Genomic DNA, 10,291 nt, shown 5'->3' on the forward strand with positions numbered 1-10,291 from the left:
CCCCCGCCCCCTGAAAGGGGCGTGCCCCTTTCATCCTGAAATGCATGTTTTCAAAAAGCGAAGCCCTGAAACAGGTCGCGCGTGATGTGACGATGCGACGCCTAGACGCTGTGCAGATGACACAGGCCTTCGGGTGAAAGGATTCGGGTCAGGGTTTCTTCGGGTACGAGATGGCGTTCACGCACGATTTCGATTACGCCGCGCCCGGTACGATGGGCCTCGAGGGCGATGGCTGTTGCGGTTTCATAGCCGATATAGGGATTGAGCACGGTGATGAGCCCGATGGAATGGGTGACCATGGCTTCGAGATGGGCGACGTTGGCCGTGATACCGCGGATACAGCGTGATTCGAGCGTCAGGCAGGCTGCGTGCAGATGGGTCAGGCTCTTGAACAGGCTATGGGCGATGATGGGTTCGAAGGCGTTGAGCTGAAGCTGCCCGGCCTCGGCGGCCATGGTCACGGTCAGATCGTTGCCGATCACCTCGAAAGCGACCTGATTGACCACTTCGGGGATAACGGGATTGATCTTGCCCGGCATGATCGAAGAGCCCGATTGCATGGGTGGCAGATTGATTTCGTTCAGCCCGGCGCGTGGGCCGGAAGAAAGCAGGCGCAGATCGTTGCAGATCTTGGAAAGCTTGACGGCGAAACGCTTGAGCACGCCGGAAACCTGAACGAAAGCACCGCAATCCTGTGTGGCTTCGATCAGATCCGAGGCAGTCAGCAGATGCAGGTCGGTAATCATGTTCAGGTGGCCGCAGACCGTTCTGGCAAAGGCCGGGTGGCCTGCAATGCCGGTGCCGATGGCGGTGCCGCCCAGATTGATCTCGCTGATGAGGAGAATAGCCTCTTTCAGGCGCTTCTGGTCCTCGTCGAGCATGACGGCATAGGTGTGGAATTCCTGCCCCAGTGTCATGGGTACGGCATCCTGCAACTGGGTACGCCCCATTTTGAGAATGTCGTGAAATTCCGTCGCCTTGGCCATGAAGGCCTTGCGCAGCACGGTCATGGCATCGGTCAGATGGTTCACACCGTGGATGGCAGCGATACGCAGGGCGGTGGGATATACGTCATTGGTGCTCTGGCCCATGTTGACGTGATCGATAGGGTGAAGCGCCATGTAATCGCCTTTGGCGCGCCCCAGATGATCGAGGGCGCGATTGGCGATGACCTCGTTGGCATTCATGTTGGTCGAGGTGCCCGCACCGCCCTGAATGACGTCGACGACGAACTGGTCATGCAGCATCCCGCCGCGGATATCCTCGCAGGCGGCGATAATGGCGCGTGTGCGCGAGGCATCGAGCAGGCCAAGGTCGTGGTTGCTCTGGGCTGCGGCCTGCTTGATGGCGGCGAGCGCATTGATGAGTTCGGGATAGGCGCTGATCTGACGCCCGGTGATAGGAAAATTCTCGACGGCGCGCAGCGTGTGGATGCCGTAATACGCCTCTGCTGGCACTTCGCGCGTGCCGAGAAGGTCGTGTTCCGTTCTGGTGGCTGGCATGATCGTTCGCTCTCCTCGATGCTGCGACAAGAGGAGAGGATCGCGCAAGGCATGGCAAGACAGCCGGGTCGTACCGGTCATGTCTATTGCTGACATGAGCCATGCGATTAACGCACGATCATATCATGCCTCATGCGGGGCGAAGGGCACGAAGCCGCATCCTGGGGTCGAGACGGCTCAGGCAGTGAAGAAATGGCTCAGACCGAGGTCGCGCAGCCCTTTCCGATAAGCGATCGAGCTGCGATCGGCCATGACATGCGCTTCCAGCGTCGGATCGAGCGGCAGGCATTCTGGTTTCTGGGCTTCCACGAGAAGGCGATCCTCTTCGAAGACACGACGGTTGAATGCGTAAACGGCTTCGACGGGGATATCGGTGTCGAAATTCCGGCAGATGGGCGCAAACATGCGTGTCTTGCGGGCGGAAACAGGTGAGGCAGCATTCATGATCACCAGACGACCGTTTTCCGGGAAATGGATTTCCAGCGTTGCGGTAAAGGGCAGCGCGGTTCGGAAATGGCGCAGCCATTCGAATCCCTCAGGTGCGCGGCCTTCCACGCCGATGGGGTAATTGCCGACAGAACTACGATATTCCACCTCGAAACCGGTTGCTGTGCGTCGTGGCATATAGGGGGGCACAACCGGGTTTTCGGGGGTGGCGAAGGTGTCTGTATGGACGAAGGCAAAATGGGCGACATCGAGAAACCCTTCGACCTGTCGGCCTGCAAAACCGGCAATATCGATCCAGGGGCAGGTGATCTGCTGATAGGCGGGATCGTTCCAGTGCGGCATGTCCGGCACGGCGTGGGAGGTTTCACCGGCAAGGCAGGTCCAGACCAGCCCGTAACATTCGCGCACGGGATAGGTTTTCAGATGGAGCTTGCCCGGAATGGCGGCGCTCGGATGGGCGGGCACGCGCACACAACGCCCGGACCCGCCGAAGCGAAAACCATGATAGGCGCAGGCAATGGTTTCGCCGTCTCCAGTGCCCAGACTCAGCGGCACGCCGCGATGGGGGCAGATATCCTGCGCCACCACGATGGTCTCACCTGCACGATACACGACGAGCGTTTCGTCAAGCAGGGTCGCGGCAACGGGGGCGGTCCCCACATCGCGACATAGCGCGACCGGATACCAGAAGCGCGAGAGAATGGCCCAGTCGGCAGCGTCGAAACTGCACTGGCGCGGTAGCTGGACCGGGCGGTCGAGTGTTTCTGACATGAGCGGCCTCGCCAAGGGTCGGGATGAGGGGGAGAGGGATAATGCGCCAAGCATGTCATTCCGGACCGTTCGCGGATATGATCAAATTCCTCACAATCTGTTCTAAAAATGAGAGCGCCCGTCATGCCGGTTTTCTCGCGCTTTTCACGTTATTTCATTGCCGTGGCGCAGCATGGATCGATACGCCGTGCGGCTGAGGCGACGGGTATTTCCGCCTCGTCGATCGACAGGCAGATCCTGCTGGGTGAGGAGCGTCTGGGAGCGACCCTGTTCGAACGCCTGCCATCCGGGCTCAGGCTTACGGCCGCAGGAGAGATGCTGCTTGTGCAGGCAAGACGCTGGGAGCGCGAATTCGATGACTGTCGCACCCGTATGGACGATCTCAAGGGTCTGCGACGTGGTCATGTGACCCTGCTGATTCCAGAGGCCATGGCCCGTGGTCTCGTTCCACGCGTGATTGCCGATCTGCGCGTTCGCCATCCGGGGATCACGCTTGGGGTGCGGGTCATGACCAATCATGAAATAGCCCCGGCTCTCCTTGAGGGGGAGGGCGATCTGGCTCTGGTTTTCGACCCTGTCGCCTCTCATCGTCTGGCTATCAGAGCCTCTGTCGACTGTCCGGTGGGATTCGTGCTGCCGCCCGGTCATGCGCTTTCGGTGCAGCGCGCCGCGCGCTTCAGTCTGTGCAATGCCTATCCGGTCATCTCGCCCGCTCCCCCGCTGGCGGTGGCGCAGAAACTGCTATGGCTTGCAGAGGAAACAGGGCTGGTTCTGAACCCTGTTTGTGAATCGGACGATATCGAGACGATCAAGGCCCTGATACGTCATGGTGTCGGGATCAGTCTGTTGAGCTCCATCGATGTGGTCGAGGAAGTCAGGGAGGGCACTCTGGTTTTCGTACCCCTCGATCACCGGCGGATCCACAACTTCACACTGGGGTTTTGCGTCGATCAGGCGCGTTCCCTGCCCGTTGCGGCAAGACTGGTTGCACAGGCGCTGGAGGCGGGGCTGCCGGAGCTGGCTCTCTCCCGCTCCGGCCGTGTATCGGGTGAGGCCTAACCCTCGTGGTGGTTCAGAAGATTCTGATGGCCAAGGTTTGCCGAGGAGATTGTCTGAGGCGTCTCGGCTGAGTCGACAACGACAAGGGCATCGCCGGCGATCGGTGTGGGTGTGCGATCCTTGGGGAGGAGGGCACGGAAACGACCGTCATAGCTTGCAGCCTGCTCATATTGCGCATCCAGCAGACCGTTTTTGTCCATGAAAACATTCATGGTGGCGGGAATGCGGATGCAGCCTTCTGAAGCTGGATGGCCGAGACGCTGTTCAAGAAAATCCGGGTCGGTGGCATGGATTTCAAGGCGTATGTCGCCTGTCTCGTGACTGGGCAGCCATCCCTTGACTGCGTTATGCCACCCCATATCCCACACACGCATGCCCTTGGCCCCAATGCCGCGTATGCCGTTTTCATTCTTGGTGCCGAGTGCGCGGTAGCCGAGGCGGTCGGGCGTATTGATGAACACGCCTGTCGGGGTGATGTAATAGAATTTCCGCCCCGCCTTGCCGGTCGAGACCGGTGTGCCTCCCAGGGTCTCCCACTCTGCATTGCCCGGCATGGCCAGCACGAAGCACAGACGCTGCACCCTGGGGTTGCGATCCACCACCATCAGAAGCTGCGGACGGTCGATCGGCGTATTGGTGCTGGCGATGGCGGCGCGCGCGAGACGGATGAAGCGTTGACGCTGCTCGGGCGTGTAGGTGGTGAAACGCGAGACCGCGCTTTTCATCCGTAATGTCAGGCGGCTTGCTTCACGCCTCGCATCCTGCTCCGACAATACGGGCAAAGGCGGGATGACAATCGCCGGTGTCGTTGCGTGATCGGGCACGGAAGAAACAGCCCCCGCCTGGGAAGGAAGCGGAGGCTGCGCGGCTGTGGTGGGAGCGTTATCCGGATTGGTTGCCTGATTGACGTTCGTTTGGTTGGCGTTCGTCTGGGCCTGGGCGCAGGCGGAGAGGGCGCAGCCCAGAAACAGGCCGGGCAGGATCAGCCTGAGAGGGGTCAGAAGGCCGGTCGATACGGTCCTGTGTCTCGTCTGCATCTCAACTCCAAAGCTCCATGGTCTTAACGCCTGTGAGCGCCTTCAGTTTGTCTTTCCGCTCCCGGATGACATGGCAGTGGGGGGCGCCGCGTTCAGATAGCGGCCGAACCAAGCCAGCATACGCTTCTGGGCATCGACTGCATGATCGTGACCGCGCATGCCATGTCCTTCACCGGGATAGATCACAAGGCTCGTCGGAATCCCGAGTGCGCGCAAGGCATGATAGAATTCAAGACTTTGTGCGGGCGGACATTCCACATCATTGGCCCCGACATAAATAAAGGTCGGGGTTCTGACCTGTTTGATGAATGTCATGGGCGAGGAATGGGCATAGATGGCGGGGTCGTCATAGACGGTGGCGCCGAAGAAAGGCGGCATCCAGGCATCGATCCCGTTCTGGCCATAATAGGACTGCCAGTTGGCGATGCCACCACCCGCCGCTGCCGCTCTGAAGCGGTTCGTCTGGGTCACGATCCACATGGTCATGTAGCCGCCATAGGAATAGCCGGTAACGCCAAGACGGCTCTCGTCGATGGGGGCAGTCTTTTCGAGTGCATCGATACCGCGATGGATGTCGCGCAGATCGCCGTGCCCGAAATCGCGCCGGTTCGCCAGGGTGAAGGCTTCGCCCTGACCGTAACTGCCGCGCGGATTGGGCATGAACAGGTCATAGCCTGCATTCAGCAGCACGGCTGCATCACCCGATGCGCGCAGGAAGCGCGGGGTAACGGCAGAGGAGGGACCGCCATGGATCATGGTGATCATCGGCACCTTGCCATTGCGTGTCATGGCGGCAGGGCGTGTTTTTGGGGTGAGATGCCAGCCCTGAACCTGAAACCCGTCACTCGTCCAGCTGATGCTGGACGCTGTGAAAGGTACGGTCTCGCCGTCGTTCAGATGGGTAAGCTGTTGCCATGACCCGAATGGGCCTGCCCAGATCTCGGGTGGTTTCGTGAAGCTCTGTCGGATCACGACGCTTTTGTCGCCTGCGCAGACCAGACGCGGTTCGCCGCTGCCATCCGACAGAAGATCGTCTGAGCTGACGATGAGCGGGCTCTTGGTGTCCAATGCCTGCATGATCGTTTTCGGGCTGGCAATGGTCGAGGCAATCAGACGCCCCTGACACCAGCTCAGTCCTGTCACGGTGCTTTTGGCATTGCGCGTCAGATTGACCGGTCTTGCTCCCGCCCGGGTCAGGTCGAGCTGGAATGCATCGCCACCGAAAAAGCCGAAATCGCTCATCAACCCGGCAACGAAGCTGACCGTTCTGCCGTCGGGCGAAACGAGAGGCAGGCCGATCTGCTGCGAGAGCGGATGGGTGTAGAGAACCTGTTCATGCCCTTTGGCAAAGCGCGACAGATGCGCCGACCACCAATGGGCATCGCCATTGCCTGGGGCCGCAGTGCCGACGAAAGCTGGCCCGTCACCGCTCTTCTGCCAGTCATATTCATAGACATACAGGGTATCGGGCGATTGCCAGTGCAATCCGTCTTTCTCGATGGTGGCGATACGCTGCTCGTCTTCCTGCGCATCGATTTCACCTGTTTCCGGCGCACCGGCCTGAAGGGCGCCGGGATCGCGACGGGCATTGGCGATGGCGAGCACGGCCAGTTGGCTGTCTGGGCCATAACGCAGGTTCTGAAGCGAGCCGGTGAATTTCAGCAGGCTGGTCACTGTTTTTCCATCGGCCGTAACGCTCAGCACCTCGCGGTTCTGGGTGTTCTTGTGACGGACGATAAAGGCCAGACGGGTGCCGTCCGGGCTCCAGCTGGGGCTGGATGGCGCACAGTCCTCGCAGGGCAACGTCACAGTGATGTCGCGATTGCCCGTTTCCTGCGTGGCCGTCTCACGACGCGCCTCGTCCCGCTGGTCCGGCAGGGTTCGCAGCACGAGACGGGCCGGCGGTGCTTCTTCCGCGCCGGTAGCCTCGATGCTGTCGAGCGTTGCCAGACGGTGCCCGTCAGGCGAAAGCGCTGGCGCGCTGTAAAGATGAAGCGGTGCGGCTTGGGCACTGCTCGAAGCAAGGCCTTGTGAGAGACCCAGAGAAAGCAGCGAGGTGCCGAGCAGGCAGGACCATTTCAGGGAAGCAGGAGACATGACCGGCCTTATGTTTCTGAAGAGAGCGGTGTCGGGGCGATGGAATGCGTGGCGGGACGGGGTGGAAACAGGCGATGCCACAATCTGGTGCCGAAACGGCCGATGGCGTCCATGTACAGATAGACGACGGGCGTGGTGTAGAGGGTCAGCAACTGGCTAATCAGCATGCCACCGACAATGGCGATACCGAGCGGGCGCCGCATTTCTGATCCGTAGCCATGGCCCGTCATGAGCGGCACGGCGCCAAGGGCCGCAGCCAGTGTCGTCATGAGGATAGGGCGAAAGCGCGTCAGGCAGGCTTCATAAATGGCCTCACGCGGCGTGTGCCCCAGCTCTTTTTCGGCATAGAGCGCAAAATCGATCATCAGGATCGCGTTTTTCTTCACGATACCGGTCAGCAGGATCATGCCGATCATGGCGATGAGACTGAAAGCCTCCCCACCGATCCACAGGCCCAGAATGGCCCCGATCCCTGCGGAAGGGAGTGTGGAGAGGATCGTGAAAGGGTGGATCAGGCTCTCATAGAGAATGCCGAGCACGATATACATGGCAAAGAGTGCGGCCACGAATGCCAGCAGCTCGTTGACCAGCATGGCCTTGGTGTCACCGGCAAGACCGGAGAATTCTCCGGTCAGCCCCGGTGGGGCGCCCATATCCTGAAGCGTCTGTTCGATCAGCTTGCGGGCATCCTCATAGGTTTTGCCGTCGGCCAGGTCGAAGCTGATGGCAGTCGAGGTCATGCCATCCTGATGGTCGATCTCCATCGGCGTGGGCTCCATCGCCAGATCGGCCACATTGATCAGCGGGATCATGGTTTCAACCGATGATGCGACGGCAGAGCCGTTGGAGTTGTTGCCGGTAATCTGGTTGGCGATGGCATTGCGAAGCGAAGCCTGACTGAGCAGCGTCGCCGTCGAGGCCGTGGCACTGTTATCGGCACGCACGCGTATCTGGTTGGAGCGAACGGCGCCGGCGGGCGTGCCCGAGGCCGTGGAAATCCAGGCACTGCGGAGTTGTTCGGGGGATTCGCGATAGGCGCGCGCCACTTCCATCACCACGGAATGCGTGGTGATTTCGGTATGGATACGCGAGGCAACCGTCTGGCCATAGGCATCGTAAAGCACGTTGCCCACGAGCTGGGGGGTGACGAGATAACGGGCTTCCGTATCGCGACGTAGCTTCACATGGACCGATGCGCCATGACCCTCGATATTGCTCGTGACGGTGGACATCATCTTGTCCTTGCGCAGACGCGCGACAAGACGCGGAACCCAGAGCTTCAGCTCGGCCATATCCTGATCGCGCAGCACATAGCGGAAGGCACCGCTACGATGCTGGCCTCCGCCGCCATTGGGATCGCCTGCCGAAAAGAACGAGGTACGCAGGCCGGGCATATCGCCAAGTTTCTTGCGTATGCTTTCCACAATCTGCGTGTCGGTCCGCGTGCGCGTGCGCTTGTCGCTCAACCGGGCGAAAAGCTGCCCGTCGCTGCTGCTGTTGTTCCAGCTCGTGACGGACAGCACATCAGGATCGGCCTTCATCACCTCACCGACGTAATGGATACGCTTGGTGATCTCGCTGAACGACATGGTGTCGTCACCGCTGATCGAGCCGCCCACCAGTGCGATATCCTGCGCAGGCACGCCTGTTTTGGGCATGAGCACGATCGAGCCGACGAGCGCCACAAAGCTGAGCGGCAGGGTGAGAAAGGTCAGGATGTGGTGGCGCAGGGCCACGCGCAGGGTACGGCCGTAAAGCGCGATGATTCCGTCGAGGGCCCAGTCGATCAGGCGCAACGTGCGATCGCGCAGGCTTTTACCGGTCGGCTCTTCGTGTTCCACATCCAGCCAGTACGCGCACATCATGGGTGTGAGCGTGAGCGAAAGGACGAGCGAGATGAGCAGCGCCGAAACGATGGTCATGGAAAACTCGTAGAAGATCGCGCCGACCTGACCGGGAATGAACAGCAGGGGAATGAACACGGCAATCAGCGAGGCCGTGATCGACAGCACGGTAAAGCCGATTTCGGCCGAGCCGCGCAGACTGGCGCTCATGCGGTCCATACCGGCTTCCATGTGACGGGCGATGTTTTCCAGCACCACAATGGCGTCGTCCACCACAAAGCCCACGGCGATGGTCAGCGCCATGAGCGACATGATATCGAGCGTGAAATGCTGCCATTTCATCACGGCAATCGTGCCGATCAGGGCAATCGGCACGGTGACGGCCGGGATGATCGTCGAGCGCAGACGACGCAGAAAGACCAGAATCACCCCGATCACGAGAATGATCGATATGCCAAGCGTGAGCTGTGTGTCGTCCATCGACGCGCGTATGCTCGATGAAAGATCGATAGCCGTATCCATCTCCACGCCCGGTGGCAGGACAGAACGCAGCATGGCCATGCGTTCTTTGACGGCATCGACGATCTTGACCGTATTGGCCTTGGGCTGACCGCGTACGATCAGGGTGATCGCAGGTTTGTTGTTGAAATACCCGGCCTGATACAGATCCTGAACGCTGTCCGTGACTTCAGCGACGGACGAGAGCTTTATCGGATTGAGGCTGTTGCGATAGCCGATGATCAGATCGCGGTATTGCGCGGCATCTTCGGCCTGATCGTTCGTCTCCAGCATGAGACGCTGACCGCCTGAATCGAGAAAGCCCTTGGGTGTGTTGGCATTGGCTGAGGCAAGCGCCTGTCTGACGTCCTCGAATCCGACGCCCCATTTGTAGAGCGCATAGGGATTGACATCCACACGCACGGCAGGGGCGGCAGAGCCCACCGCCTGCACATGACCCACGCCCTTGATCTGGGCCAGTAGCGGCTTGACCCTGATCTGTGCCAGATCGAACAGCTTGGGCAGGGTCATCACATCTGACGTCAGGGACAGCAGATAGACCGGCTGCGAGGTCGGGTCTTCCTTATAGGCGTAGGGGTCGCGGTCGAGCGTGCCCTGCGGCAGATCGGCGCGTGCAGCTCTCAGGGCAGCCTGCACATCGCGCAGAGCCCCGTCGATATTGCGCGATTCCACAAAATCGATCCGGATATAGGCAAAGCTGTTTTCGCTGTCGGATTCGATCTGCTTCACACCGGCAATCTGGCCGAGATAGCGTTCGAGCGGCGTGGTGACGGAACTGACCATCTGCTCTGGGCTTGCGCCGGGCTGCTCGATCTCGACATTGATCGTCGACGATCCGATATCGGGCAGGCTTGCGACCGGCATAAGCGGATAACAGATCGCACCTGCAGCGAGCAGCGACAGGGCGAGCAATATCGTCGCCACGGGGCGCATGATGAAGAGACGACACAAATTCATTTCGTCTCCATAGCAAAATTTTCGAAGGAATACTTCGTGGCAGCGCGATACGCGGCTA

6 protein-coding genes are annotated in these 10,291 nt (G+C 60.2%); 1 reads left to right on the forward strand and 5 read right to left on the reverse strand.

Features of this window, described 5'->3' with window-relative positions:
- Positions 1-101: 101 nt before the first annotated feature.
- Both NF685_RS12545 and NF685_RS12550 read right to left on the reverse strand, forming a co-directional pair.
- Positions 102-1,502, reverse strand: a complete 1,401-nt coding sequence (locus NF685_RS12545; RefSeq protein ID WP_252849879.1) for an aspartate ammonia-lyase — start codon at positions 1,500-1,502, stop codon at positions 102-104.
- Between the two features lie 177 nt (positions 1,503-1,679).
- Positions 1,680-2,720 carry an aromatic ring-hydroxylating oxygenase subunit alpha gene (locus NF685_RS12550; protein WP_252849880.1) on the reverse strand — a complete coding sequence of 347 codons (1,041 nt, stop codon included), beginning with the start codon at positions 2,718-2,720 and terminating at the stop codon, positions 1,680-1,682.
- Positions 2,721-2,843: 123 nt separating this feature from the next.
- Here NF685_RS12550 and NF685_RS12555 point away from each other — a divergent pair, with 123 nt between their 5' ends.
- Positions 2,844-3,779, forward strand: a complete 936-nt coding sequence (locus NF685_RS12555) for a LysR family transcriptional regulator (protein ID WP_252849881.1) — start codon at positions 2,844-2,846, stop codon at positions 3,777-3,779.
- On the opposite strand, the gene NF685_RS12560 is transcribed toward NF685_RS12555, so the two are convergent.
- From NF685_RS12560 to NF685_RS12570, 3 genes are read right to left on the reverse strand one after another with little or no spacing between them, the layout of a single operon-like run.
- A complete protein-coding gene (locus NF685_RS12560; protein ID WP_252849882.1) occupies positions 3,776-4,816 on the reverse strand; it encodes a L,D-transpeptidase in 1,041 nt (346 codons plus the stop codon). The genes NF685_RS12555 and NF685_RS12560 overlap by 4 nt on opposite strands.
- A gap of 42 nt (positions 4,817-4,858) precedes the next feature.
- Positions 4,859-6,913, reverse strand: a complete 2,055-nt coding sequence (locus NF685_RS12565; RefSeq protein WP_252849883.1) for a S9 family peptidase — start codon at positions 6,911-6,913, stop codon at positions 4,859-4,861.
- An 8-nt stretch (positions 6,914-6,921) separates the two neighbouring features.
- Positions 6,922-10,233 carry an efflux RND transporter permease subunit gene (locus NF685_RS12570; RefSeq protein ID WP_252849884.1) on the reverse strand — a complete coding sequence of 1,104 codons (3,312 nt, stop codon included), beginning with the start codon at positions 10,231-10,233 and terminating at the stop codon, positions 6,922-6,924.
- Positions 10,234-10,291 lie beyond the last annotated feature (58 nt).

The organism is Asaia lannensis NBRC 102526, assembly GCF_024054035.1.
Lineage (GTDB): Bacteria > Pseudomonadota > Alphaproteobacteria > Acetobacterales > Acetobacteraceae > Asaia > Asaia lannensis.